A 25,044-nucleotide genomic window follows, 5' to 3' on the forward strand; every position below is an offset into this window, starting at 1 on the left:
ATGCGCGGATCGATTGTCCGTTCCGGACCTGCGGAGCGTCAAGATCGGCAAGCATCCCGTCGATGAGAGATGCGGACCACCTCAACCTGCCGATTCGCTTCATCGATGCGGTAGATCACGCGGTACGTCCCCAAGCGAGCGCCCCATAGCCCATCAAGTTCGTCCCGCAGCGGCACACCGATACGCCGAATGGCATCGGTCAACGGCCCCGTGATCAACTCAATGGCAGCGGCGGCAACTGGCTCCGGAAGCCGTTCCGCAAGTTCCACTGCTGCTGGCCGCGCGACCACGAGGTCGTACGACTCGCCCATCATTGGGGCCGAAGCGCCCTGACAGCTTCCACTCCGCGCACGACATCGCCTTCGTCCATGGCTCGCAGACCCTCGGCAATCTCGGCCATCGCATCCGGGTCGGACAGGATCGCCAGCGTCTCCTCCATCGACCCAAGATCCTCGGGACTCATGAGGACGGCCGCAGGCGTTCCGTTGCGAGTGATGACGATCCGTTCGTGGTGGCTGTGAACTCGCTCGACGAAGTCAGAGAAGCGGTCCCTCACTGTTCTCAACGATTCAGTGGACATGGCCACAATTGTGCCACACGTCAGCCCGTCTTCGGAGCGAGGTCGACGAGCCAGGCGCGCCAGCGCGGATCGCCTGTTGGGGGATGGAAGCAGTCGAATGGAGGGTCGGCGCTCTCGACGGCGAGGGTCAGCTCGTCAGCATCTTCGGCGGCACGCTCGGTCCCGATGATGTCCAGAGTCGGTCGATGGGAAGCACGTACAGACGATCGCCGAGCTTGAGGGCATGAGTGCCGGTGTGCAGCAGTACGCCTGCGGCGAATGTGCCGGGCTCGGTTTGATCCGAACGGTCGCGCAGCCAAGCGACATCGCGCAGCTGGCTCGGGGCCGGCGAAGCGGACGCCTTTACCTCGACGGCGACGACGCTGCCATCGGTTCGTTCAAGCACGATGTCGACTTCGCGGCCGGTGTTGTCGCGGAAGTGGTACATGTCGATGGCTTCATCAGCAGCGGAGATCTGTTGAGCGATCTCGTTGACGACGAATGTCTCGACAAGCGGGCCGGTCATCGTGGCGGTCGGCGTGCGCAATCCGCTCGCATCGAAGCGCAGCAACGCTGCCGCCAATCCGGTGTCAGCCATGTGCAGTTTCGGGCGTTTGATCGCTCGGCGAGCACGGTTCCGCGTCCAGGCCGGCAGCTCATGGATCAGAAAGACCGTTTGCATCCACCCGAGGTAGCCCTCGACGGTGCGACGATCGAGGCCGATGCGCCGAGCCCAGTCTGAGAGGTTTACCTCGGTGGCTGTGCTGGCCGCCGCAAGCCGGATCAGCCGGGCGAGCGCTGGACCTGCTCGCAGGTCGCCCAAGTCGACGACGTCTCGGTTCAGCACCGTCGTCACGTAGCTGTCGAACCAGCGCCGTCTCGATGTCCCCGTCAGCTCGAACGGTTCGGGATAGCCGCCACGACACAGGAACCGCAGGTAGGCGTCCCGTGCCGTGCCCGCGGAGGTTCCCAGCCGCACTTCGTCCCTGAACCAAGCTGTGATGGCTGATTCGAAATTGGCTGCGACAATGCCGGCACGGCCGGGTGCCGCCGGATCGTCGACAACGTCGGCATGGGCAGCGATTTCCCTTTGCGACAGCGGCCGCAGCTGCAGGATCGCCGCACGGCCAGCCAGCGATTCACTGATGGTCGGAACGGTGAGAAAGTTTGTCGACCCTGTCAGCAGGAAGCGTCCCGGCCCGCCCTGGTCGTCGACTGCCATTTTCACAGCACGGACCAAACGATCACCTCCGAGCTGAATCTCGTCGATCACCAGCGGATGCGGCTGGTTGTGCAAGAACGTCTGAGGGTCGTCGAGAGCAGCCGCCCGCACCAGCGGATCGTCGAGTGTGGTGTAGGTGCCTCCCCGTTCTGCAGCGACAGCTTGTGCCAGCGTCGTCTTGCCGCACTGCCGGGCTCCGTGCAGCACCACAACCCGGAACGTGTCGAGCGCGGCGCCGATCTGCGGCTTCAGGTCACGCGGGACCATCTCCATACACGAAGCCTACCGCCAAATCACCACTTCGACAGATAGTTGATGTATAAATCAACATCTTGTCAATGTCTAAATCAACTCCACCGTTATGATGAATTAGCCAGGCCCTACGGCGACTGTGCAGGCGGGGCCTGTTCAGCGAGCCAGGCGCGCCAGCGGGGATCGTCACGTTCGGCGGCGGCAGCGTCGGATCCGTAGAGGTACAGCCACACCGAGACCATCGTGAACCCGCCGCCGTCCTCGGAAGTCAGGAATGCGGTGCCGGGCGCCGGTTCGTCGACCAGCAGGGTGATCCGGCGGGGGGCAGTGTCGATCACCGTGCCGGCCAGCTTCGCCACGTCGTCGGCTGCCACTTCGAGGCGATCGCCGACCTCGGGCATCTCGTCGATGCCCAACCCTCCGGTGAGGATCGCCCAACCCTCGTCAGGGCTCACCGGCCACATCACCATCGGCAATGCGGACGTTGCGGTCTGACCGGCAAAGTGCTCCAAGTGGAGCTGCAGGTTGGCCATGAACAGCTTCCAACCGTCGATCATGGCCTCGTACTGCGGGTCGTCGTTGCCGAAGCCAGCGTTGTGCAAGCTCACGGTGCACGTGTTGTCGTCATGCGGTTCGATGGTCCACTCGAACGTCAGCCCATCGACGCCTTCGCCCCCGTCGAAGAGCACCCGGTGCGGCGGCTCCCACGCCGCAACCCGGCCGGCAATCTGCATCTCGGGCTCGGGCCCGAACGACGCCGTCGCCGCTCCCCCGGCCTTCTCTTCGATGGTGTGCGGCACATACCACGACGAGATCCCCGGCCCCGTCGCCACTGCCCGCCACACCGTCTCAACGTCGCCGATCACCTCGACCGAAAGATCAATCACCCGTCCTGTGTCCGCCATGCCCACAGCCTGCCGCATCGCGGCAGCGTTAGCGAATGCCCCGCAGCAAGGCAAGCTGCAACTGAGGCATCAGGGACCGGTGCGGACTTCGATCGGGATCGCCGTGCCCGCAGCGACAGCGACCGGTGTCCAGAGATCCACCTCGACTTCGGGGCTCTCAATGGTGACGATCAGTGAGTACCGAGCGCCGAGATCGCTTCGGTCGCGGCCTGGAATTTCTTTCCACCAGCCGGTGACCGGATAGACCGCGATCGTCGCGCGCTCGGCAAGATCGGCCGCAGATCCTGTCCAGATGTCGACGTGTAGCGAGCCGCGCACGCGTTCGTTCGGTCCCAAGAACCACTCGCCGGAATCATCGGCCGCAGGGCCTCGTTCTTCGTCTTCTGCGCGGGCCAGCAGATTGAGACGCTCGCGCAGCTCGTCGCGAGTCTCAGTCGGTCGCCGGATGTCGAACCTCAGTCCGTGCGATGCGTAACGAAACCGCCGGGTCCATCCACGACGCGACGGGTTCGGCAACACGAAGTAGGACAATGCGATTCTCAGTTGGACTTCATTGTCTCCGAGTTCGGCCAGCACTTCGTTGGGCCACGGAAGATCGTGGAGGTGCATTTCCCGCATCTTCCCGTTGCGGTACGGGTGAATTGTGTCCTGAACGATCAATGTCACCGCGTCGTCAGCACTGCGCAGCGCCCGTTCCCTATCCGGCACTCCCCACCCGTAGCGGCGCACTCGATTTGCATGATCCTGTTTTCTGTTGCCGGGTGTGCTCTTCAACATCTGATTCGACCAGCGGGCAGACTGCACAATGAGACCTCGAAGAGTCTCCGGCCAGAAGCCTGGATAGCCCGTCTGCAGGTCGGTCGCCATACCGCCAACAGCGGCCGTGGCCGGACTGGTTCCCGTCATCGTCGTGAGCAAGCGGCCACCCAACAGTGTGGAACGAGTGGTCAGCACACCCAGCGCTCCTGGTGTGTCAATGGTCATTCGCTCGGGCGATGCGGCGGCATTTCCGCCCTCAAACACGACGTCCGGCTTATGGGCCCACTGAGGCTTGAAACCGACTGAAGTTCGGCTGAAGGGGGATAGCTCGCCGAGTGGGGCCAGCGGGGTCCAGCTGTTGAAATCGGTCTGAGAGGACAGGTCGTGCAATTCAGTCGACGCGCCGACGGTGATGACATTCCACGCTTGACCGGGATCTTCGACCGGCTCAAGATCAGATCGCGTGAGATGGTCAAGTTCGTACGGGCGGCGCACGTTCCCGGCGGATACGAAGAAGAGCCGTTGACTCACATGCTCATCCTCAAGAATCGCCACGATGCCGTCGTCGGATACGTCAATCGCCTGCCCAGCCGCGAGCGCGTCAAGTGCGGCCGACCATCCGGTGGGCTGACCGAGTTCCGCGCCAGGCGCATCCTGAGGACTCGCGGCAGACACAGCCATAACGAATGTGCGGTCTCGCGCAGGGCGCGCAATTTCTGGCAGCGAAACGGCCTGCGCCGTCAGCGACGCATACAGCCGCTCATCGTTCAGACCTTGGTTGGGCAGAATCTTCACTGATTCAAGCCACCCGGAAAGCGTCATCGGTTGGTGCGAGAGCAGCGCTCTCCCGAGATCGCCGTAGAGAGCGATTCCGGCCATCTGCGTTCCATGGCCTTGACGATCGTCTAGCCCCCCCCCACCGGGGATTGCAGGCATGCGCATCCAACGGCGCGAAGGCAGGGGAGATGAGAGGGTGGCCTGCTTCAATGCCGGTGTCGAGCAGACAGATTGCTGGCGAGTCTGGTGCGGGCGGTCTGACGCGGTCAGCCAAGTTGTGGACGAACTCCCGCTGGTCGGCGAGAGACCAATCCGCGAGCGGCTGAGCTGCGACCGATGGGTGACGAATCTCCGCCAGATCATCCAGCACACCCACCGCCGACGACAACTGCCGCGCCGTCGCCCTTACGAGCATGACGCGACGCTCGCTGAAGATCAATCGGGACATCCCGACGGTCACGTCAGTCTGTTCGGCGAATGAAGCGACCCGCGACTCGACACCGTTTCTCTCGCGTAGCCACAGCTCCCACCATGTGCGCTCCTCGGGTGGCGGAAACAACTCCGCCGGTTCAGTCCAGAAGGCCTCGAGTGTCGCGAGGCGTAGGTCTGCAATGCGCTCAACGAGGTTTTGATGGCGCGGATTGCCGCCGGGCGTGTCCTCGGTGGCGTACTCCTCAAACTTACGCAGGAAGCCGTCGACCTGTTGATCGGGCACAAACACGGTTGCGAGCTGAACGACGTGATCTTCTACGGTGATGCTCCGTACCGCCCGAAGCTCCGGGTGGACCTTGGAATTGCGAGGTTCGAGAGACTGAAGCGCGAGCTCATAGCCGGGGAATGACTCGAATTCGACGTAGATGCCGTCAATAGTTCCTTCCACATCGATATCGCGCGCCGACGTGCGCTGGCCATGGGCGGTATCAAATGCCGACTCAAGTCGCTCGCTCAGGTGCGCTCCATGAGCTTGGCGATGGCCCGGCGACGGGGGTGACTTTCCGCCGCGACCCTGCGTGGCTGGCTGATAGCTCTCTGCGGTGGCCGGTGCAGCCACGAAAACGTGAGGACGATTTCGTTCCGCCACTACGAACTGGGGTCGTCACGATGACGTGCTCGGAGCGCATCCCAGAGGGTCTCGGTGTCCACGGTGCGCCTGTCGGTCAGGATGCTCGCCTTGGCGGCTTGCTCCGCTGCAATGGTGATCTCGCTGTGGCTCAACCCCCTTGCAGCGGAACCGATCTTGCGCCAATCGATGTCAGCGAGATCGAGCGCTGCGAGGCGATTACGGATGACCATGTTCCCGATCCGCACATCTGGCAGGCAGTACTCCAGGCGCGTGTCGAATCTCCGAAACAACGCCCGATCCAGAACTTCGGGCAGATTGGACGTCGCTATCAGAACGCTGTCGGAATCGTCGTCTTCCAGAAACTGTAAGAACGAATTCAGCACACGCCTGATCTCACCGACATCGTTGGGAGCGGCCCTTGCACCCGCTAGCGCGTCGACCTCATCAAAGAGGTAGACGCCCGTGGTGGCGACCATGGCATCGAAGATCAACCGAAGCTTCGAAGCCGTCTCGCCCATGAACTTTGTGATGAGCCCGTCAAGACGCACCGCAAACAGCGGCAGCGAGAGCTCGCCCGCCAACGCCCGCGCTGTCATCGTCTTGCCGGTACCGGGAGGCCCCACAAGCAGCAGCCGTCGAGCAGGCGCGAATCCGCGAGAACGCAACCGGTCCCGCTGGCGCTGCTCATGGAGTACCCGCTTCAGTTCGCGGCGCAACGGTGCTGCCAAGGCCAAGTCGGCCAGGCGCTCATCGGGGTACGCGGCCGTGAGCAGCGATGCAAGCTCTCCGCGGGGTGCAGCGACAGGGGTGGGCACCGCAGCACGCGGCTGACCCCTCCCCGCGTCGATGAGTGCCTTGAGGTCCTGTGCGTAGCTCGCGTGGCCGCTGCGAGCCTCAGTAGCAGCAAGCTGGAGCGCGACCGCGTAGAACCGCTCGTCGTCACCAGACGCATGGCTCTTGATGAGCGCCTTGACCTGGTCCGCCGTAGCCATGCCGCCAGCCTCCCTGCGCCCCTGAAGGTACCCCGGTCCACCACCCCGCAGCAGACCAAGCGCCAAGCGCCGGTTCCCGTCTTGGAGCGGTGCTCGAAAGCCCTCGAAGCGGAGCGATCAGGGCAACTTGAACCATTTCTATCCGTCCATCACTCCCGCAGCAGTATGGGAAAGAGTCCGAAGTTCACCAACTCAGCCGTTTCCCAGATGGCCGCCGAGCTGACGGTTCACGGAGAACACGTAGCAGTATGCGGAGGCTGCTGCAGACTTGCCGGGCACGAGACCCGTAGCTACGCCTCCAGCCGTTAACGCGAGGCCAAGCGGGTCTCCGCCGGATTTAGGCTTGTTGGTCTGCAGCGCGTCGAGATTATCCCTCACCGCGCCAGCTTCGATGTGGCCCACGGTGATCGCCGCTATGTGCCCATCGGTCATTGTGCGCTCTGCCAGCCAGCCTGCCAGCGGCTCCGAATGTGTCAGGTGACACTCGAAGAACCAACAGCAGTCGAGGCGAGAGGGAAACAGATCCGGAGGATGGGGTGGCGATGCGTCTCGCCAAGACCCCCACCTGTTGCTTCGGAAGTCAGCTCCGCGTGCGCCAGTAGCGATAGTGCTCGCCCTCGCCGCTCTGGTCGCCGTCCAGCTCGCCCGAGTCGATCAGTCGCGACAGCACGCCATTGACGATCTCGGCCGATCCGGTCTCGGTCATCCCGAGCCGATCCCGCAGCCAATACAGGGTCAGCTCCTCGTCGCCGAGCGCGTCCAGCACGGCCGCTTCAAGTTGGGTGAGCCCGATCCGACATAAGCGCTGAGCATCCATGCCGCACACGGTAACGGCGCGCTGAGACTTGCAGCTGCGAGCGCAGCCCGAGACGCAACGATGCCCCGAACGACCGAGGTCGCCCCTAGGTCTGGGGGTCGCCGAGGTGTGCAGCTGACGTCAACCGACTGCGTCAGTTGCACAGCTAGCTTCTCGCCATGGCCATTGGCAGTGACTCCGACATGACCGGAGAACAGGGTGACGAAGCCGATGCATCCTCCTATGTGGGATACGTGTACGTGGCGACGAATCCTGCGATGCCTGGCTCGGTCGAAATCGGCAGCGACTATGGCGGCATGGCCGCACGGCTGCGCTCTGCGGCTCTTCCGAATCCCTTGGCCGCGACTGAGGCCGGGTTCCTCCCGAGGCATCCATGTGCAATAGGCGCCCGAATGGCTTGTACCGTTCGATGTCTCGTCTGAAGGCGGCGACAGTCCTGCTGCCGATTCCACAAAGACTTCGTCATTGCTCGTCCCTGACAAGATCGACCCCGAGGCAGGCCTCCGACTGGCCGGTCAGAAGCCGCAGCTCGGCATCCGGTTCAGACGGGCCGATGACGGTCGACAGCAAGCAGACCGATGATCAACATCGCCGCATTCGCCAGTGGCCCGTACTTGCCGATGCCAGGAGAGGTCTACTGGGTGGACACCGCGATTCTCAGTGGTTATGACAAGAAGCCACGCCGACCGGTTCTCGTGGTTGAACTACCTCACTCATCACTCGGACGAATCACCGTTGTGACGCGGACCTCGTCCCGCGATCGAAGCCCAGGCGTACACTCGGAGGCCAACGTAAGTCTCGGTCTCAACCGGCCGGGTACGTGGGGATACAAGCGAACTGCTGACGCATCGCTGTGGACACCCTCGAATGTCTCGTATAGCGGCGCGGTTGACTGGGACGAGCTCTACGACGTGAGAGTCGAGTTCAACCTGTGACCCCGTTTGACGATCGCCATGCCGACAGCATCGATGATGCCCCCGAAGAAGGTCTGGAGGCAAGCAAGACTAGGCTTGCCGAGTTGACAAGAGCTGACGACTCAACGTCTGTGCGCGTGTGATGGAAGCCCGAACCGATCATCCGCTCGACAGCGATCTGCAGGAATACACCCGCGACGCTTCTGCCGGCCCGCAGGCCGCCGAAATCCTCGAACACCTCCGAGCGTGCTTGCTATGCCGCATTCGCGTCGCTCGAATCCGCCGCAACGACCTCGGCCACACAGCTTCACCACTTGAGATAGCGCATCCCAAAACCTGGCCCAGGATTCTCGCAGCGATCAACTCAGCGCAGCATCCCAACTCGTTCTCGCCGGGCCAGGTCTGGCTCGCAGGCAGCGACCCGCGCATGCTCGTATGGATCCGAGCAGTGCTCGCGAATGCAGTGAGCGTCTATGCCGTGACCCTCGACATCGACGCCGCCGACGAAAAGTCGCTTATCGTCGACGAGTTCGAGGCCATCGGGCACCCGGTCACGATCATGTCCTCAGTCATCGGCACCGTTCCGAACGAACAGCTCAGCGTCTACCTCGGCGACCTCGACATTCAACCCGAACTCGAACGGATCTCCGGATCGGCGTCGACCGGCCAAGATCATGGGCTCAGAACCGGTGCTCCCATCACGAGCCAAGCTGACGAGAGGATCGTGCTCCGCCAGATCCTCGCCGACGAACTCGCGTCCTTGGATCCGATTGAAGACGACGACGATGGTGACGAAGATTTTGACCCGATCTCAGCCGCCGCTGCCATCATGGACACCCTCGTCAATGAGCTTCCCTCCCTTCGTGGCGATTCGCTCCGCATTCATCGGCCCCAGTCGTTCGCACATCTGCTGACAATGCCGATGGGCTGCCTGCCTGTCGCTTGTGTCGAGGAATTCGGCTGCACCGCGATCGTGATGGCGGCCGAAGACGCGTCGGCGTGGCCTCCAGCAATGGACTCGGTCGCGCACGCAGCCAAGTTCCTCTCAGCGGTCTCCGCAGACGCGCTTGCAATCGCCAACTCCAAGTTCCCATTCGATGCCGCCGTCTTCGAGAAGCAAGACCTGCACTACGCCTACGAGCCGCCCCAAGCCGACTCGATGCTGGAACCGCGGGTCGACCGCGAAACCCAGCCGCTCATCAAGGCGCTTGTCAACCTCTTGGATCAGAGCACCTTCGCCGTGGCCGAATCGCCCATGCCGTCGCCAGCAGGCACCGGATTCGAGCTTGCGCCGCCCTTGCGAGAGCATGCAGCCGACGCGATCGAGCGGCTGAGCACAACGGGTGCCCAACTCACCAAGCGGGAAGCGCTCAGGGCGCTCAGCAGCGCAGATGCGACGGCCATCGCCGAAGCTCTCGCGTCATCGACCACATCAGAGGAACTGATCGCACTCCTCGATGCGATCGCGGAACGATGATCCGCCGACTGAAACTCAGGAACTGGCGAAGCTATGAAGTCGCTGAGGTTCCCTTTGAACCCGGAACGACGTTCATCGTCTCTCCCAACGGGATCGGCAAGACCTCGCTTCTCGAAGCTGCCCGGTTCGCGCTGACCGGCAAATGCGACGACTTGACATCGCCAGTTCGAATGGGCGAAAAGGAAGCCGAGATCAGTCTCTCGATTCAGCTGCCCAACTCACGAGTGCTCGTCGTCGAGAGGACACTGACGGCCCAATCTGGTCAGCCGTCGTCGTTTCGAGCCCGGATAGCCGACGACGAACTCAGCGAAGAACGCATACGCGCCGAACTCCGAGGCGCCTTCGGGGCCGACCCAGCGTTCCTCGGCAGGAACGCATTCATGCTCGACAGCCTGCAGCACGGTCCGACCTTGGACCTGCGCAGCCAACTCACGATCGCATTCGGACTGTCCGAGACCGAGTCGACAGCCGACCTACTGAGACAGCTCGCAGACGAGCGCGAAAAAGAAGCCGGTAAGCAGTCCAGAGCCATTAGAGCCCAACGAGGGGAAATCAAGAAACTCGAACTGGACCACGCCGCAGCACGCGAGGCAGCAGCGGCTGCCCACCGGCGACTGGAAGCGACGCGAACACGCTTCGACGAGATATCCGACTCGCACCAACGTGCCAACGAGCACAGCGCGGCTGTGGCGCGGCACGCGGCGTGGCAAGCCGCATCGGTCGAGATCGCCGACTCCTTGGCAGCACGGTCCCCTCAGGTCACAGTCGAGGACATCCACGCCAGCGCAGCCCAGATGCTCTCAGACGCTGAGTCCCGGCGTGCCGATCTCGAGGCACAAGCGGCACACCTGCAAGCACGAATAGAACTCATCGAAGCAGCGCTCAGTGATCTCATGTCGGCAACCGCTGAGTGTCCAGTCTGCCTGCGCCAGCTCGGTGAACCCGAACGCGTCTCAGCGCGTGCGAGGCATCAGGCATCTCTCGATCAATTACGCGATGAACGCAGAAGCCTTCAACTTGCACAAGCGGCCACGGACTCCGACGCCGCCAAGCAGCTCATGCGCCGTGTCGACGCCCTCGGCGAACCACCATCGGTGCCCGCAGTGCCTCACGGCGATTCGCCCCAAGAATTCGGAGAACTTCACGAAGCTGCGCGCAATGAACTCGAAGATGCAGTCGCCGAACACGAAGCCGTCCAGCATCGAGTCGAGCAGCTTGCCGCCGCTCTAGGAGAAGCGAAGGACCTCGACGAACGTGCCGCTCAAAGCGTCCGCTCCTGGCGTCGCTGGGCGCTCACCTCAGCAGCGTCAACTGCAACCCGCTCCACCTTGGATGATGCGCTCGCTGCCCAGCTGCGGCCGACCGCCGAGGCCGTCGGCGAGAAGTGGAACGCTTTGTTTGCGGATCGACCGGATCTGCACTTCGACATCGCAGGAGATATGTGGCGCGACCTGCGCGGCCACCAACTCAACATCGACGCCTTCAGCGCAGGAGAACGAATTGCCGCCCGGCTCCTGATGCGTCTCGCCATTCTCACGACCACGACTCGTGCGCAGTTCTGCTGGGTCGACGAACCGCTCGAACATCTCGATCCCAGAGCCCGCCGACTCGTAGCACGCATGCTCTCCGATGGACGCAAAGCAATGCGACTCCGCCAGCTTGTCGTAACGACTTACGAGGAAGACCTCGCCCAACTGCTTGCCGATGACAATGAAGAGACCCACATAGCCCGAGTCCGCGCCCCCGCCTAGCTGACAGCAGCGTGAGCTGCCCGCGGCAGCCAATAGCTCTCGGCGAGAACGGCGACTCGCTCATCGCGTTCATCTACGACATGGTTCTCCACGCTGCAAACGCCGACCGCTGCCTCGATGCCGGAATCATCGCGTTCAGCAAAGTCCAGCGCACCGCCAACAACCGTTACGCGCCATGCCGACTCAAAGGCGACCACGGCAATGACGCGCCATTCGTGACGACAGCCGACGAAAAGGTGGTGCCCCCTCTGTTCGCCATCGACGGCACCCCCGCTATCAAGATCGTCGACGGCGGCACCGCCTACGACGGCATGCCCGCCATCCGAGTCACCGACGGCATGAACGACGCGAACCGCATGCCTAACCGCCACCGAGCGGCTCCGCCCGCGACCAACGAGGAGACTCATCCGTGGTAAAGACACGCAACCTCTTCATCAGCCACTCCTGGAGCTCCGGAGACAACTACGAGCGCCTCTGCAGGCTCATGGACAACGACCCGTACTTCAGTTACAACAACTATTCGGTTCCACGAGATGATCCGATTCACAATGCCCCGAACCAGCAACTGCTCCGCGCCGCAATCAAGCGGCAGATGACTCCGTGCCATGTGGTTGTCATCATCGCCGGCGTGTACGCGACCTACAGCAAGTGGATCATCGAGGAGATCAATCTGGCCAAGCGCGGATTCCTCTACGCCAAACCCATTCTTGCGGTGGAACCTTGGGCATCGGAACGGACATCAACGGTCGTGCGCGAAGCTGCCGACCGTGTCGTCGGCTGGAACACGAACTCGATCGTTCAGGGGATTCGCACCCTGTCGCCGTGACCTGCAACGCGCGCTGTTAGCTGAAGAACGCGAGCGCGACGAAGCCGGCTGCGTAGACCAACGCGAACAAGCCCGGAACCCACTTTTCGATGGCTGTGAGACGCCGATAGCTCCGTCGAGACTGGCCTCGCTCGAGCAATTGCCACTCCGCTGCCCACGGCGCGGCGGGCAGGCGCTCTTCGATGGCGTTGACGATCGCCCACTTGGCCGAATTCAGCTGGCGGTAACTGTGGACGGTGAAGCCCCACAGAGCGCAGACGCTGATCATGATGACAGCAGAGAACAGCAGCGGCCATAGGGCAGCTTCCTCGCTGGAGAGGCCGAATGCGGCCAACGCGACCGATGCCGCAGAGTTGACCAGGAGGAAGAAGTTGTTCGCGATGCCCCGTCGGTGGCTGACCTTCTCGGCGGACTCGACATACAGCCCATACTGCGTGAGCAGCGTGCTCGTGCTGTCGTCATCGGGCTCGTGCTCAAGACTCCAAAGCACCGATCGGATCACTTGCTCTCGCTCGATCTCGGCGGCCATCCGAGCTTCATCGGACGCTCGCGATCGCTTCCAAAATCTCGACATGACAACCCTCGGATGACAGGCCAGGTCCACCGCATCCCGTCGCAGACCGAATGATTGGGGCGAGCCTAAGAGGTTCTCCGTCGTCGGCGCAGCCTTAGTTCTAAGACTGACGGAAGTTGACACTCGGGGTTTCTCGTGAGAGGAAGTCCTGATGGACGACCGAGAGCAGCAACGGCACCCACCGCTATGCGTTCTCTGCGTTCGAACCGAGCCAGACGTTCTTGCCTATCGCGGAGAGAGTGGTCTTGTGGGTTTCGTAGCCGGGCATGAGGCGGGTGACTGTGGACCAGAACTCGGGGGTGTGGTTGGTCTCGCGGAGGTGGGCCAGTTCGTGGACGAGGACGTAGTCGATCAGGCTGGGTGGGAGTTGCAGGGTGGCCCAATGGACGTTGATGCGTTGAGGGCCGTCGGAGGGACGGGCTGAGCCCCACCGATAGCCGAGGTCTCGGACCTCGACGGTCACTTCGTCTTCGCCTATGCGAGCAACCCAGGGCCGGATCCTTCGGCGGAGCCACCGGCCGCCGACGTCGATGTACCAGCGGCGCATTGCGGCAGCGCCGTTGCCGACTTCATCCGAGCTCAGGTGGAATCGGCCACGGTCGAGACGAACGCCGTTGCGGCTTTCGCTCTCGGTTGTCAGGGTCAGGCGGTAGCTGCGGCCGAGATAGGCGAAGCCTTCGCCTTCGACGAACTGTTTCACGACAGCGGGGCCGGTGAGTGCGTCCTTCTCGGCCAGCTTGCGGTACACCCACGAGCGTTTGGCGGCCACGAATTGCGTGGCGCGTTCGACCGTCGCCGTCGGCGGCGCCTTGAGCCGCAGTGACGCATCGCGATCGACCACGATCTCGATGGTCGTGCGATCGCTGGGCGGTTCCACTTGGAGCACGAGGTCGCCGACGACCAGCGACGGGAGATCATGCAACGCGGCGGCAGTCATGACAGTCGGTACTGGTTGGCCTTGGCGAGGGCAACCAACTCCACGGCCAGCTCGTCGAGGCTGGCGTAGGCGAACAGGTTGCTGCGGTCGAGCGTCTGCTTGATCGCCTTGCGTAGTTCGTCCTGCTTGGTTGCGTTGTCCCAGAAGCCGACCACGCCGATGATCCGGCGCACCTCGGCCACGAGCCCGTTCGTCAGCGCAATCAGCCGCTCGCTCGCGTCGGGCTCCGAGTTGGCGACCTTCTCGGCCATCTGGTTGTGGAAGGGCAGCTCGGTCGTCGGGTCCAGCCCCGTGTCTTCCTCGTCGGTTCGGCCGGCGTTGATGTCGGCGACCAGCTCTTCGAACTCGAGCGCCATCTGGTCCCACCGTTCTTCGAGCCGTTCGAGGATCTCGTCGATTCGCTGCGAGAGCCGCTCGTAGTAGACGGGGTCCTCGTCGATGTGCTCGCGGATGTGGTGACGCACGGCGTGTTCCATCTCGGACGCTTTAGCCCGATCCGAGCCGATCCCGTTGATGTGGGCGCTGAACGCCGGATCGGTGATCCTCACCGGGCGAATCTTCTGGCTGAGGTCCAGCACGGTGATGTGCCGGTCGATCAGTCGGCGGACCTTCTCCTTGTACTTGTGCGGATCGAAGTCGCCGTCGGGCGTGTCGCGATAGCGACGCCGGGCCAGCATCTGGATTTCGCCGAACAGGTTGACGTCCTCGACGAACGGCAGCGCCTCAGGCCTGGGCAGCACCGTGTCGAACGTCGTCAGGAACGTTCGCAGCGCAACGTCAAACCCGGCCCGCACCCGTTCATCGGCCAACACCTGCAAGCAGGCTTCGATTGCATCGACAGTCGCCGCCGGCTCGACACCGCGCTGCACGAAGATCTGGCGCACCCGTTGGCGTTGTGGCTCCAGCTTCTCGATCTCGGCGGTCAGCGGGCGCAGCGCCCCGTCCACGTCGGGGTCCAGTTCGCCGTCGGTGTTGGTGTACGCAGCGAGCGCCGTCGTGAGCTGAGCGGACACGCCGTAGTAGTCGACGACCAGCCCGTAGCTCTTCTTCGCCGCCGTCCGATTGACACGCGCAACCGCCTGCAGCAGCTCGGCCTCTTGGATCATCCGGTCGAGGTAGAGCACCTGGGCCTGCGGCACGTCGAACCCGGTCAGCAGCATCGACTTCACGATCAGCAGCGCAAGCGGATCGTCCTTCTCGCTGCCCGGCCCCAGCGGCAGCTTGAAGCTCTGGATGCGTGCCTGCTGGCGGGCCTTGTCGGTCCAGTGGGCGTAGTGCGGCGGGTCGTTGTGGTCCCCCGAGATGACCGGCGCGAAGTCGAGCTCTCGGATCAGGCCGACCTGCCCGGCGGCGGTGCGCATGAACAACTCGTCGGAGTCGAGCGTGTCGTCGGGACCATCGAGCAGGTCCGGCAGCCGTTGTTCCAGCTCAGCCACCAGCTCGTCGCGCGCACCGCGCAACGCCTCGTGGTACCGCACGCATGCCTCTCGGCTGGTGGCGACGATGATCCCCTTGAACCCGTCGGGCATCACCGTGCCGATGTAGTGCCGGAGGATGTCTTTGGCTTTCGCCGCGATCAGTTCGGGCGCTTCGAGCACCTGTGCGGTCGTGGCGTACTTGCGCTGGAGCGTCTCACGCTGCTCTTCGGTGAGCTCGGCGAACCACTGGAAGAAGACGTCGTCCATCTTCGAGGCGCCCTTGACCGCAGCATCGGTGGTACGGCCCTCGTACAGGATCGGCACCGTCGAGCCGTCGGCCTCGGATTCGGACAGCGTGTACCGATCGAGGTAGCCGCCGAAGATCTCCAGCGTCTTCTTCCGCTTGCCCAGGATGATAGGCGTGCCGGTGAAGCCGATGCGGGCGGCGTTGGGCACCGCGTTCATCAAGTTGGCATGCAGCGTTGACGCCTGAGAGCGGTGCGCCTCATCGACCATCACCAGGATCGATTCCGACTCGTTCAGCGTCTCGAACGTCTCCCCTTCGCCCAGCCCGTCGGCGCCATCGGCAGCGGTATCGCGGTACTTCTGGATCATCGCCATCACCACACCCGGACCGGGCTGGCGCAGCAGGGCTCGGACCTCGGCTGCGCTTCGGGCGACCTTGATGGTCTCGCCGACCAGCGCTGCGGTGTCACTGAGCTGCGCTTGAAGATCGGTGCGATCGGTGACCAGGACAATCTTGAAGCGTCGGAGCTGCGGGTGGCTGCGCATCGCTCGGATCAGGAACACCATGGTCAGGCTCTTGCCCGACCCCTGGGTGTGCCAGATGATCCCGCCCCGGCGATCGACATGGCCATCGACGACGCGGGTGTCGCCGGTGAGCAGCCGTCGCAGCGCCTTCTGGACGCCGCGGTATTGCTGATAGCGGCCGACGAGCTTGATTGTGCGACCCGCGCCGAGGTCCATGAACAGCGTGAAATGACGGATGATGTCCAGCAGCCGCTCCGGGGCCAGCATCCCGGCTGTTAGCAACTCTTGTTGCGTGACGGCGTCGGCGGGTTTGCCGAGCGATGCGGCGACCTCGTCGACGGTCGCTGGGCTCGGGTCCTTCCACGCCAGATAGTGCTCGGGCTCGGCGGAGAATGTCGCCGTCTGGGCCCGCTCGCCAGTGGTGGCGACGGTGAGCTGGTTCGTCCAGAACAGTTGCTCCGCGCCCTCGTTGGCTTCGCCGTCGCGCTGGTTGGCATAACGGCGTAGCTGATCGATCGCGTCGGTGATGCCACTGTCGTGGCCGGGCGACTTGGCTTCGATCACCACCAACGGGATGCCGTTGACGAACAGCGTCACGTCGGGCCGAATGTTCGGCGCCTGCCCCGGTGTCGCCACCGAGAACTGCGATACGGCAAGGAATTCGTTGGCCGACCAGTCGTCCCAGTCGATGTAGTTGACAACCTGGTCTCGGCCCCTGTCCCAGCCGTCGAGCCCCGCGACTGTCGTTCCGCCCATCAGCAAATCGGTCGACAACCGGTTCGCTTCCAGCACCTTGGCCCCGGCCGGCATCGACTTCAGCTCCGCGACTGCTGCTCCGACGCGGGCCTCGTCCAGCCACAGTGCGCCGTCGGGGCCACGGTTGATCTTCTTCAGCGTCGAATCAAGCCGTCGCCCAAGAAGCGCGTCGCGATCCGACACCCGAGCGTCAACGCCGTCCGCTCGTCGCTCGGACCAGATCAGCGTTTCCCAACCCAACAAGGACAGATGGTCCAGCAGCGGCCGTTCGACCCTTGCCCACTCCGCACCAGAGCTCACGCCGCGACCGTCCGGACACGCCCTGACAGCAGATCGGCCGCGAGACCGGAACGAAGCTCGCGTAGCTTGGAGAGGGACTCTGCTTCTGCCTCAATCCTGCGCGCCAGCGCGCGCAGCATGGCCCACATTCTCCGTTGCTCAGCCATTGGAGGGGTTGGCAGACGAAGTGATCGGAGAGTCTCGGAGCGAATCGCAGACATGATCCCTCCCTGCTCATCACGGCAAAAGTGGGCAAGCACCCAAGGCGCGTAGTTCATCTGCAGGCAGGCCAACTCAGGCAGGTAGCGCTCCTGGTCGAGTGTCAAGGTCCACACGTGCTTGCTGGACACAGCTTCGCCAATCGAATCGGGCACAACACAGCATCGGCCGACCGTGCCCATGATGGTGATCATGATGTCTCGTGGACGAACGCGATAGCGGCGCAGTTCATAGGACTTGTCAGGGGTTACGAACCGGCGGTAGTCGGCGACGAAGTGTTCACGCTGAACATTGTCAATCCCAAGCAGCGGCACGCCCTCATTGACGAGTTCGGAAGCGAGCAAAAAGCTTCCGAAGGGGCCGCTTCTCATGGCGGGACTTCGGTGACCCAACAACTCCTCGACCCGGACGACCTCCCAATCCGGCGGAGGCGAATCTGTCATTCCAGGGGCAAGTTGCTCGCGCAGAAGCCCTACTCGAGCAGCGACGAGCTTGGCGATAACGCGATCGGTGGCTTTGATGGTGTCATCGACCGTGTCGAGAATCTTCGCGATCTGCCTCTGCTCCTCCGGAGGCGGCACCGGGATCACCAAGTCGCGGAGCTCTTCGTCGTAGATGTGAATGACCGTTGAGCCACGTCCCAGGCGCGACTTCTGGATGCGCGATGATGTGCAATCAGCAACATGCCCCAAGAAACTCGAATTGATTTCGATTGCTGGTCGGAGAATGATCACATCGCCGCCGCAGTAGGCGCGCCCACGCATGAGATTCACGGCGGACCTACCAATGTCATCGACAGTCTCCCCCGAGCTGGCGAAAAGGACGTCACCGTAGCGAAGTGGCGTGTAGGAATTGACGCGATCAGGGCTAATCCGCGAACGGGTGTCCGTGATTCGGCAGTCGTGATGGGTGTATAGATCCCCATATCGAACACACGGAAGACCGTCATCAACCTCGTCTTGCTTGGAATCGCCGCCACCCCTGAGGAACAGGCCAATGTGTCCCAGCCGCTCGGCCGACCATCCGTCTGGCAATACTCCGAGAAGACCGCTCTTGACGCGTTCGCTACTCATAGCCAAGTTGGATCAAGTGTGTTCGAAGACCAGCGGCGGACGCGAATCGTGCGGCGTCGAGTTGGTGGAGGGTGGCGCCGTACTTGTTGACGAGATTGTCGTACCAGAGGAGAGTCCGGCGCTCGATGCCAGCAAATTGGTCTGCCACGAGCGTCTCGATCCGGCTGCGGAGCACGCCGATGGCCTCAGCGGGAGCGTCTTCCAGAGGCATGGCGTCGAGGGTCTGGTGGGCCGTGGCGAGCAGTGAGGCGTCGATGGCCTTGAGCGTCTTCTTGGCCTTGGTGCGCTCCGACTTCATCATCTTGATCTTGGCCGGGGTTGGAGCGTCGTGTTCGGGCTCGTCGTTTTCGGCGCCGGTGGCTTCAGCAGCTTTGATCTCGGAACCCAGGCTGGCAAGCGCGGCTGCGAGCTCGGCCCGGGAGGCCAACTGCGGCCCGGCGAGGAGCTTGATGGCAATCTGATCGGCCAGGTCGGGGGCGTTCTCGTCGTCTTGGCTGGCTTCGGCGGTGGTGAGCCAGGCCTCGATCACCGCCTTCCAGTCCCGGCTAACCGCGGTCTGGAGCTCGTGGACGCTTTCCTCCCACCATGTGGCTGCCGCGCCCGCTGCGTCGAAGTGCTCCATCCCGGCTGGAGCCATGTGGGCGGTGAAGTCCTCGACGAGCTCTTGGCGCAAGCCGGCGAGGCTGGCCCGGTCGGGTAGCGCGAACAGCATCGGTTCGACAGTGTCGGCCCACCATTGGGGCCACGGGCTGGCGGCGGCCCGCTGCGCCACGGCGTAGCCGATAGCGCCGTGCGCGGCCTCTCGTCCTTCGGGGGAGGCGATGTTGTGGCGCCAGTCGGCGTAGCCGTCGGCCCGGTCGGCGAACAGGATCCCTAGCGCATTCAGTCCGGCCCGCTCCACCAGGTCCGCGGCGGCGTCGATCTCCGCCATGGGCACGCCGCCGTGGAGGTGGGCTCGTACGTCGTGGGGCTCGGGCGGCGGGGAGTTGTCGGCATAACGGCGGATGTTGCAGTTGAAGTCGTTGTCGGCCAGTTCGTCGATGGTGACGATCTTGGCGAAGCCGTCCACGTCGGCGAAGTCCCTGCAGGTCGCGGTGATCTTCTCTTCATCGCGGGGGCGAAGGTGATTCTGGGCACGACCCTCGCCGAAGTCCCGATCGGCGTTGATGAACAGCACCTTGCCACGTCGCTCGGGCGGCTTGGAGCGCTTGGCCCGCAGGATCAGGATCGCGGCGGGAATGCCGGTTCCGTAGAACAGGTTCGGGCCGAGGCCGATGACCGTGTCCAGCAGGTCGTCCTCGATGAACTTCTGACGGATAGAGCGCTCGGCACCGCCCCGGAACAGCACCCCGTGTGGCATGACCGTGGCGACGATGCCGTCGTCCTTGAGGACGGCCAGCATGTGCTGCAGGAACATGAGGTCGGCCTTCTTGCCTCCCTCGGGGGTATAGCCGTAGCGGAATCGCTCGGTGTGGGTGAGCGAGTCCGTGTCGTAGTTCTGGCTGAACGGCGGGTTGGTGATGACACGGTCGAACCGCTTCAGCTCGCCGCCGCTGGTGTGCTTTGGATTGGTGAGCGTGTCGTCGTTTTCGAGGTCGGCGTCTCGGATGCCGTGCAGCAGCATGTTCATCTTCGAGATCGACCAGGTGGTGCCGTTGTTCTCCTGGCCGGCGAGCGCGAGGTTGGCGGGATCGCCGCCGTTGTCGACCACATGATTGCGGGCGTAGATCAACATGCCGCCCGATCCCGAGCACGGGTCGTAGACGCTCATGGCCGCCTTCGGGTCGACCAGGCGCACCATCAGCTGCACCACCGGGCGGGGTGTGTAGAACTCGCCGCCCTTCTTGCCCGCAGAGTCGGCGAAGTCGCGGATCAGGTACTCGTAGGCCGCGCCGAGCAGGTCGGGGAATTCGAAGTCCTCGTTGCGCAGCCGGTACTTCGTGAAGTGGTCGATGAGGTCGCGCCACTTCTTGTCCGAGACCGTGGTGGTGCCGACCCGCCGGTTGAAGTCGATGTGCTGCAGGACGCCTTCCAGCGACCGGTTGTGCTCTTCGAGAGCGGCGAGTGCCTTGTTCAGCCCGTCGCCGACATGGTGGTGGAGCTCGTCGCGCAGCGTCGACCAGCGAGCCTGAGGCGGCACGAAGAACGCATCGTTGTAGTAGTCGGCGTCGTCGGCCCGCTGCTCGGCCTCCTCCTGCGAGCGGCCCTGCGCGATCTGGCCCTCAAGGACAAGCCGGCGCTCCTCGTCGAACACATCGCTCGCCCGCTTCAGGAACAGCGCGCCGAAGATGTACTCCTTGAACTCCGACGCATCCATCTTCCCCCGCAAGATGTCCGCGGCGGCGAACAGGTGCCGTTCGAGCTGAGGCAGTGTGAGCACGAGGCGAAAGTACAGCGCCGTACCGGCCGACGCGCGATCAGAGCTACCGCCAACAGCATCTCACGCCCCTGCTCGAGGACCGCCGCGGTCGGTTCGACCGATCAGAGCGCGTTGATTACTGGTTCTGCCCTTCGTCGCCGGCGGAACACCGACGACAGTTACCTTGTCAGGCCTCACGCCTGATGGAAGGCGCTCACCATCCGTTGATGACCATCGGGCAGATGCAACGGAGGCGGCGGGTCGTCCTCCTCGAACTGCTCAGCCGACTTGGGGCACAGATCGCGCCAATCGCACTCTCCACACTTGTCCGGGTGTGGACGCATGGGGAATTCTCCTGCGATGATGCGCTGTGCGGCCCATTCGACATTGTCCACCGCTGCGTTAACCGCGTCATCGCCAATAGGGACTTCGATGCGCTGGCCATCCTTGAGGAGATGAACGGCACCAGTACGCGCGTTGACGTCGAGCACGTCTCCTGCGGCTTTGGCATAGAGCTGCACCTGCAAGGCGAGTTCAGCCCAGTCGAGTTCGGCATTGCCGCTAGGGTCTGGGCCACCCTCCATCGCCTTGAAGTCGACTACGTTTGCCTCGAGAATTCTCCCCTCATCATTGAGACGCAGCAGCAGATCAATTGAGCCGCCGAGCACAGAATCGCGCAAGGGAATCTCGAATGGAACCTCGAGTTGGCGACGATGCTCGAAGTCTTGGCCATAGTCATCGGCATACCTGCGGAGTATTCTCGCCGATGCATCGGCAGCACGTTCATAGGCGCCCGGCCGCTGCTCTGGATCATTGCTCGGCGGTACATGTTTTAGGTGGAAGATCTCGCGGGCGACCGCCTCGGCCTCATCGGCTGTCGGTGCACACTCCGGGTGGCGCTCATGAACCTTGCCAACTGCTGCATGCACGGTTCGACCAAATCCGAACAGTTCAGGGATGGGTGGGCTGAAACCCCAGATATGTCGGTACTTGTAGTCGCGTGGACAACGGAGGAAGTAGCGGATCTCTGAGTACGTCGTCGGCAAGACTGTCTCGTCGACACGGCGACGCTGAGGCGCGATGGGCAACTCGTTTGTGGGCAGCACGTCTGCTGGCGGAGCATCTCGGAGCACAGCATCATTTGTGAGCCTTGCCGAAAATGGAGATTCCTTGCGCGCACGTTTTCCTCCCGGTAACTGAGTTGCGTGCGTCGTATAGAGGAATCGCTCCGCTCTGGTTAACGCGGTATAGAAGAGTCGCGCTTCTTGCTCTCGATCATTGCCATACGCACCGCGCGGTGGATTCGTCGCATCATCCATGATCTCGGTTGGTAGCCATCCCGAATACACACTATTTCGGCCCGGGAAGCGTTGACCCTCTGCATCAACGATGAACACAACGGGGTACTCCAAACCCTTGGCCTTATGAACGGTCGAGACCGTTACCGCGTCGGGTCTGCGCACCGCTGCATCCGATGCTGACTGATATCCGCTCTCGGCAATATTTTGCATGAAGTTCAGGATCTGTTGGAATCGTTGAAACGTATCGATGCTCACATACACTGTCTCGACATCTTGGAGCATCCGGCTCAGCACTCCGATGTCCGCCATCGCGCCATCGTCGAGCTCTGACTCGCGGACACCAAACGCTGCGAGCAGATCGTGAAGCAGTTGCTGGGGGTAGACGCGCCGCCGCTCGACCTCGATCGGTGTGTGGATCTGCCTGCCCCACCGCGCGTAAACATCCGTCACTGCACGCTCATGCACATTCGGGTACAGAGGCCGAATTGTCGCATTGACAAAACCAAGCACGGTGGCACGATCCGGTGATTCCGAGCGCAGAAGTTCCATTGCATCGCGCAGCGCCGCGACGCGCGGCCGGCTGAAGACACTCCCACCAGCCTCCAACGTATACGGAATGTTGCGTTTCTCAAGTTCCTCAGTGAAGGCCGAAGATCTAGCGGAGCCATCTTGCTCGTCGCTGCCAGTTGACCGCATCAGGATGGCAAAATCCGCTGGAGTTAGGCCGCGCGTCCCGCCTTCGTCCTCATAAGAGTTGCCCAGCAACGCTGTAATCCGCGCTGCCACCCATTCGGCTTCCGACTGACGGTCAGCGAATCCGAAGGCGCCGACCTGATCGGGACCGTCACCTTGATTGGCTGTGGGCTGTTTTGGAAGGCGGTTCGCACCAAGTTCAGCGCGGACGAAAGTGTCCGCACTGTCAACTATGACAGGAGTGCTGCGGAAATTGTGCGCCAACGTGTGTTCTCGAGCACTCGGATTACGGGCTTTGAAATCGAGGATATTTTGCACGTCCGCGCCGCGCCATCCATAGATGCTCTGGTCATCGTCGCCCACCACTGTGAGAGTCTGGCATCCGCGCCGGAGTAACTGGATCAGTCGCTCCTGAAGTGGGTTGGTGTCTTGATATTCATCCACCAAGAGGTGCTGGATTGAATTGGTGACCTGTAGTGTATGAGGTTCATCGGCACTGAGTCGGTCCACGATCAATCGGATCATCAGTGAGAAATCAATGTAGTTCGACTCATCAAGTAGACGCTTGAGTTGCTCTAACTTTTGACCCAGTTCCGGATCAAGATCGATTACGTCTTCTAGCTCTAGCACTTCATCGTGAAGGATCGTCCAAGCTTCGGCGAGGCCTTTGATCCGGTCAAAATACTTCTTCGCTCTATCCCCAAGTTCGTTGATGCCCAATTGGGGATAGCGCGACATCAGGAAGAGGTTTAGGCCGTTCTGGTCGAGTATGTCGAACTGGCGATACCGAGCGTCAATCTGAGTCAGCAACTCTTCGCAGAAGCTGTGAATAGTGCCGATACGGATCTTGCCTACTTCGGTGGGTGGCCGGCCGATTTTGCTGAGCGCAGTCGCCACACGCCGTTGAATTGATTCTGCGGCGTTCCTCGTGAAGGTAAACGCGACGATCGACCCTGGGCCAGCACCCTGCGAAATCAACCAGGCGATTCGATAGGCGAGCGTCCGTGACTTGCCTGATCCAGCGCAGGCGATCACGAGAACATCTGCACCATCATCCATCGCTGCCGCCCGCTGCTCGGCGGTGAGTTCTCGCTCCAGAATGTCAGCAATACTGGCTGTGGGTCCGTTCACGCGACCGACCCTTCGGCGCGGGCGAACAGTTGACGAAGCGTTAGCGCCTGCGCCGTTACGAAGGGCGGGGGAATTGCATTGCCCACAAGTTCAGCCGCTGCGTACTTGCCGCGTCGTAGCGAGAGCCGATAGTTGAGCGGAAACCCCTGCAGCGTCAACGCTTCGCGGAGAGTGATCGCTCGATCTTCGTCAGGGTGCAGAAATCGGCCTTTGGCAGGGTTGACGCAACCGCCGGTGATCGTCGGGGCAGGCTTGTCCCACGCCATCCGTCCATACGAGTCGCGGCCCCATCCGTCTCCCCGGGCCGCTGCCTTGCGGTGGCATTCGAGTTGCGCGCTCGAGCCGAGATCGGCGCGACTGCCGCCGTCGTGCGGAATCTTGGCGATGACGGACTGGACCCGATCCGCCCGCCGCTCGCCATGGTCGTGCAAAGGATCGCCCGAACGCCCCGCGGTACAGGCGAGGCTGCCGATGGCGTCGCGCACAGTTAGTCGTGTCGTGTCCCCGGATCTCAGTTGGGGTTGGTCCCCGCGCGCCGCTGCGAGCACCAGGCGTCGGCGCCGCTGCGGTGTTCCAAAGTCGACGCTATTCAATACGCCGCTGGTCACGCCATACCCCTTTGTCTCAAGGCCGCTGACGATTTGCCGAAAGCGGTCGTCGCGGATAAGGCCGGGAACGTTTTCCATCAACACGAACCTCGGTTGAACTTCACCCACCAGTCGCAAGAACTCGAAGGCCAAGTCGTTGCGGTGATCATCGACGGCGGATTGCCGTCTCTTGGTGCGGAGCTCCGAGAACCCTTGGCACGGCGGGCAACCTGCAAGCAGGTCCAACTCACCGTCACCCAATCCGGCGCGACGCATCAGTTCCGCCCCGCTGGCTTCACGGACATCGCCGCAGATGAGGGGCACGCGGGGAAAGTTCATGCGGTAGCTCTCAATTGCTAGGGCAGAGACATCGAGGGCCGCCACGACGCGGAATCGAGCCTTCCTCAAGCCGAGACTGAGACCGCCGGCACCGCAAAAGACGTCGATCGCCGTAGGCCAACGGGGGCCAGAGCTGTCGCTTGGCCGCTTGTGAGCCGTCATGACATTTTCCTCATTGCCAACTGAGCCGTTCGCATAGTCACAGTGTTACCGATTCTGCGGGGATTAGAGACGGCCGGGGCTGGAGTACCTCGCGACCGACGCTGAGGGCGCTGCGAGAGACGCTGGTAAGC

Annotated in this window: 21 protein-coding genes; 5 read left to right on the forward strand and 16 right to left on the reverse strand. The window is 62.8% G+C overall.

What is annotated here, in order from left to right; genetic code table 11:
- Positions 1-38 precede the first annotated feature (38 nt).
- The 9 genes from ACOOHB_RS12545 to ACOOHB_RS12585 form a co-directional block, all read right to left on the reverse strand.
- The gene (locus ACOOHB_RS12545; protein ID WP_420445179.1) at positions 39-314 is read right to left on the reverse strand and encodes a type II toxin-antitoxin system RelE family toxin; all 276 of its coding nucleotides are present in this window, start codon (positions 312-314) and stop codon (positions 39-41) included.
- On the reverse strand, positions 311-580 hold the full coding sequence (locus ACOOHB_RS12550; protein WP_420445180.1) for a type II toxin-antitoxin system Phd/YefM family antitoxin: 270 nt from the start codon (positions 578-580) through the stop codon (positions 311-313). The genes ACOOHB_RS12545 and ACOOHB_RS12550 overlap by 4 nt, the downstream gene beginning before the upstream one ends.
- 127 nt (positions 581-707) lie before the next feature.
- Positions 708-2,054, reverse strand: a complete 1,347-nt coding sequence (locus ACOOHB_RS12555; RefSeq protein WP_420445181.1) for an ATP-binding protein — start codon at positions 2,052-2,054, stop codon at positions 708-710.
- 107 nt (positions 2,055-2,161) lie between these two features.
- Positions 2,162-2,938 carry an SRPBCC family protein gene (locus tag ACOOHB_RS12560; RefSeq protein WP_420445182.1) on the reverse strand — a complete coding sequence of 259 codons (777 nt, stop codon included), beginning with the start codon at positions 2,936-2,938 and terminating at the stop codon, positions 2,162-2,164.
- 69 nt (positions 2,939-3,007) lie between these two features.
- Positions 3,008-4,576 (reverse strand): S8 family peptidase, encoded by a 1,569-nt coding sequence (locus ACOOHB_RS12565; RefSeq protein ID WP_420445183.1) that lies wholly within the window; start codon positions 4,574-4,576, stop codon positions 3,008-3,010.
- Positions 4,497-5,525 (reverse strand): hypothetical protein, encoded by a 1,029-nt coding sequence (locus ACOOHB_RS12570; protein WP_420445184.1) that lies wholly within the window; start codon positions 5,523-5,525, stop codon positions 4,497-4,499. Before ACOOHB_RS12570 ends, ACOOHB_RS12565 begins: the two co-directional genes overlap by 80 nt.
- Before the next feature lie 29 nt (positions 5,526-5,554).
- A complete protein-coding gene (locus tag ACOOHB_RS12575) occupies positions 5,555-6,529 on the reverse strand; it encodes an AAA family ATPase (protein WP_420445185.1) in 975 nt (324 codons plus the stop codon).
- 192 nt (positions 6,530-6,721) lie between these two features.
- On the reverse strand, positions 6,722-6,961 hold the full coding sequence (locus ACOOHB_RS12580) for a hypothetical protein (protein WP_420445186.1): 240 nt from the start codon (positions 6,959-6,961) through the stop codon (positions 6,722-6,724).
- Between the two features lie 148 nt (positions 6,962-7,109).
- A complete protein-coding gene (locus ACOOHB_RS12585) occupies positions 7,110-7,346 on the reverse strand; it encodes a hypothetical protein (RefSeq protein ID WP_420445187.1) in 237 nt (78 codons plus the stop codon).
- A 158-nt stretch (positions 7,347-7,504) separates the two neighbouring features.
- On the opposite strand from ACOOHB_RS12585, the gene ACOOHB_RS12590 reads away from it, so the two are divergent.
- The 5 genes from ACOOHB_RS12590 to ACOOHB_RS12610 all read left to right on the forward strand — a co-directional run bounded on the left by ACOOHB_RS12590 (position 7,505) and on the right by ACOOHB_RS12610 (position 12,314).
- On the forward strand, positions 7,505-7,768 hold the full coding sequence (locus ACOOHB_RS12590) for a hypothetical protein (RefSeq protein ID WP_420445188.1): 264 nt from the start codon (positions 7,505-7,507) through the stop codon (positions 7,766-7,768).
- 634 nt (positions 7,769-8,402) lie between these two features.
- Complete coding sequence (locus ACOOHB_RS12595) at positions 8,403-9,737, forward strand: hypothetical protein (protein WP_420445189.1); 1,335 nt, start codon at positions 8,403-8,405, stop codon at positions 9,735-9,737.
- On the forward strand, positions 9,734-11,488 hold the full coding sequence (locus tag ACOOHB_RS12600) for an AAA family ATPase (RefSeq protein WP_420445190.1): 1,755 nt from the start codon (positions 9,734-9,736) through the stop codon (positions 11,486-11,488). Before ACOOHB_RS12595 ends, ACOOHB_RS12600 begins: the two co-directional genes overlap by 4 nt.
- A gap of 11 nt (positions 11,489-11,499) precedes the next feature.
- Positions 11,500-11,904 (forward strand): hypothetical protein, encoded by a 405-nt coding sequence (locus ACOOHB_RS12605; protein ID WP_420445191.1) that lies wholly within the window; start codon positions 11,500-11,502, stop codon positions 11,902-11,904.
- Positions 11,898-12,314: a TIR domain-containing protein gene (locus ACOOHB_RS12610; protein WP_420445192.1), complete on the forward strand. Its 417-nt coding sequence runs from the start codon at positions 11,898-11,900 to the stop codon at positions 12,312-12,314. Before ACOOHB_RS12605 ends, ACOOHB_RS12610 begins: the two co-directional genes overlap by 7 nt.
- A 16-nt stretch (positions 12,315-12,330) precedes the next feature.
- Here ACOOHB_RS12610 and ACOOHB_RS12615 read toward each other — a convergent pair whose 3' ends face one another.
- From ACOOHB_RS12615 to ACOOHB_RS12645, 7 genes are all read right to left on the reverse strand, one after another.
- Positions 12,331-12,843 (reverse strand): RipA family octameric membrane protein, encoded by a 513-nt coding sequence (locus ACOOHB_RS12615; protein ID WP_420445193.1) that lies wholly within the window; start codon positions 12,841-12,843, stop codon positions 12,331-12,333.
- A 229-nt stretch (positions 12,844-13,072) separates the two neighbouring features.
- On the reverse strand, positions 13,073-13,825 hold the full coding sequence (locus ACOOHB_RS12620; protein ID WP_420445194.1) for a M48 family metallopeptidase: 753 nt from the start codon (positions 13,823-13,825) through the stop codon (positions 13,073-13,075).
- On the reverse strand, positions 13,822-17,070 hold the full coding sequence (locus ACOOHB_RS12625; protein ID WP_420445195.1) for a type I restriction endonuclease subunit R: 3,249 nt from the start codon (positions 17,068-17,070) through the stop codon (positions 13,822-13,824). The genes ACOOHB_RS12620 and ACOOHB_RS12625 overlap by 4 nt, the downstream gene beginning before the upstream one ends.
- Positions 17,067-18,341 (reverse strand): restriction endonuclease subunit S, encoded by a 1,275-nt coding sequence (locus ACOOHB_RS12630; RefSeq protein ID WP_420446906.1) that lies wholly within the window; start codon positions 18,339-18,341, stop codon positions 17,067-17,069. The genes ACOOHB_RS12625 and ACOOHB_RS12630 overlap by 4 nt, the downstream gene beginning before the upstream one ends.
- The gene (locus ACOOHB_RS12635; protein ID WP_420445196.1) at positions 18,334-20,721 is read right to left on the reverse strand and encodes an N-6 DNA methylase; all 2,388 of its coding nucleotides are present in this window, start codon (positions 20,719-20,721) and stop codon (positions 18,334-18,336) included. Before ACOOHB_RS12635 ends, ACOOHB_RS12630 begins: the two co-directional genes overlap by 8 nt.
- Positions 20,722-20,894: 173 nt before the next feature.
- Positions 20,895-23,825 carry an ATP-dependent helicase gene (locus ACOOHB_RS12640; RefSeq protein ID WP_420445197.1) on the reverse strand — a complete coding sequence of 977 codons (2,931 nt, stop codon included), beginning with the start codon at positions 23,823-23,825 and terminating at the stop codon, positions 20,895-20,897.
- On the reverse strand, positions 23,822-24,913 hold the full coding sequence (locus ACOOHB_RS12645; RefSeq protein WP_420445198.1) for a DNA cytosine methyltransferase: 1,092 nt from the start codon (positions 24,911-24,913) through the stop codon (positions 23,822-23,824). The genes ACOOHB_RS12640 and ACOOHB_RS12645 overlap by 4 nt, the downstream gene beginning before the upstream one ends.
- Positions 24,914-25,044 lie beyond the last annotated feature (131 nt).

This window comes from Candidatus Poriferisodalis sp., assembly GCF_965215815.1.
Lineage (GTDB): Bacteria > Actinomycetota > Acidimicrobiia > Acidimicrobiales > Poriferisodalaceae > Poriferisodalis.

Excerpts from the sequence above, each read along its gene's own strand:
- ACOOHB_RS12545 (WP_420445179.1), bottom strand. The coding sequence starts at position 314 with ATGATGGGCGAGTCGTACGACCTCGTGGTCGCGCGGCCAGCAGCAGTG.
- ACOOHB_RS12550 (WP_420445180.1), bottom strand. The coding sequence starts at position 580 with ATGTCCACTGAATCGTTGAGAACAGTGAGGGACCGCTTCTCTGACTTC.
- ACOOHB_RS12555 (WP_420445181.1), bottom strand. The coding sequence starts at position 2,054 with ATGGAGATGGTCCCGCGTGACCTGAAGCCGCAGATCGGCGCCGCGCTC.
- ACOOHB_RS12560 (WP_420445182.1), bottom strand. The coding sequence starts at position 2,938 with ATGGCGGACACAGGACGGGTGATTGATCTTTCGGTCGAGGTGATCGGC.
- ACOOHB_RS12565 (WP_420445183.1), bottom strand. The coding sequence starts at position 4,576 with ATGGCCGGAATCGCTCTCTACGGCGATCTCGGGAGAGCGCTGCTCTCG.
- ACOOHB_RS12575 (WP_420445185.1), bottom strand. The coding sequence starts at position 6,529 with ATGGCTACGGCGGACCAGGTCAAGGCGCTCATCAAGAGCCATGCGTCT.
- ACOOHB_RS12580 (WP_420445186.1), bottom strand. The coding sequence starts at position 6,961 with ATGACCGATGGGCACATAGCGGCGATCACCGTGGGCCACATCGAAGCT.
- ACOOHB_RS12585 (WP_420445187.1), bottom strand. The coding sequence starts at position 7,346 with ATGGATGCTCAGCGCTTATGTCGGATCGGGCTCACCCAACTTGAAGCG.
- ACOOHB_RS12590 (WP_420445188.1), top strand. The coding sequence starts at position 7,505 with ATGGCCATTGGCAGTGACTCCGACATGACCGGAGAACAGGGTGACGAA.
- ACOOHB_RS12595 (WP_420445189.1), top strand. The coding sequence starts at position 8,403 with ATGGAAGCCCGAACCGATCATCCGCTCGACAGCGATCTGCAGGAATAC.
- ACOOHB_RS12600 (WP_420445190.1), top strand. The coding sequence starts at position 9,734 with ATGATCCGCCGACTGAAACTCAGGAACTGGCGAAGCTATGAAGTCGCT.
- ACOOHB_RS12615 (WP_420445193.1), bottom strand. The coding sequence starts at position 12,843 with ATGGCCGCCGAGATCGAGCGAGAGCAAGTGATCCGATCGGTGCTTTGG.
- ACOOHB_RS12620 (WP_420445194.1), bottom strand. The coding sequence starts at position 13,825 with ATGACTGCCGCCGCGTTGCATGATCTCCCGTCGCTGGTCGTCGGCGAC.
- ACOOHB_RS12630 (WP_420446906.1), bottom strand. The coding sequence starts at position 18,341 with ATGAGTAGCGAACGCGTCAAGAGCGGTCTTCTCGGAGTATTGCCAGAC.
- ACOOHB_RS12645 (WP_420445198.1), bottom strand. The coding sequence starts at position 24,913 with ATGACGGCTCACAAGCGGCCAAGCGACAGCTCTGGCCCCCGTTGGCCT.